The organism is Segatella copri, from assembly GCF_024330485.1.
Lineage (GTDB): Bacteria > Bacteroidota > Bacteroidia > Bacteroidales > Bacteroidaceae > Prevotella > Prevotella copri_L.
This window is the reverse complement of the sequence record NZ_JANDWX010000117.1, coordinates 1-553: the sequence shown is the minus strand read 5'-3', so window position 1 is coordinate 553 and position 553 is coordinate 1. Positions and strand designations below refer to the sequence as shown.

The following is a 553-nucleotide window of genomic DNA, read 5'->3' as shown; positions in this document are numbered from 1 at the left end:
GTCGCAGACACAAAATCCCCTTACCCCATAAAGCGACTTGAGGTAATACGCTGGTTTAACCAGAAAAGCATGGTCTTTAACCAAAGTCTGTCTTGAACAGGTTGGCATAAGCATTGTTGTCTGAGTAAATATTCAATACATGCCTACGTGATGTCTTAATCCATTTCGCAGGAACAGAGATGAACTTGAAAACAAAGGTCTTGATTCTGCTGGTGGCACGCAATCCAAATTCATGGGTTTTCAATCTCTGCATAATAGCTTTGTAGAAGTTTCTGATGAGAGCTGTCATAAGCAGGAATACAGTATTCTGTGCCATGAACGATTTTGGCAACCGATTCCAGCCAAAGCCATTGTTCATGTCATCGAAGATGCGTTCCTTGCCACCACGAAGATTGTAGAATTCCACGATGTCTCTTGCACTCGACTTGTAATCGTTAGTCAGTATACATCTGTAGGTATATTCGCCTTCCCAAATGTCAAGGTCTCCATCTATTCGCCTTTGTCTCTGTATGACAAGACGATACGGTTTTCCTTTCCATTTCTCAACAAGGAT

At 42.0% G+C, this 553-nt stretch carries 1 protein-coding gene; it reads right to left on the bottom strand.

Annotated elements, in window-relative coordinates:
• Window positions 1–76: 76 nt before the first annotated feature.
• Window positions 77–553 (bottom strand): transposase (locus tag NNC77_RS16625; RefSeq protein ID WP_151200718.1); only part of this gene is annotated, 477 nt, incomplete at its 5' end.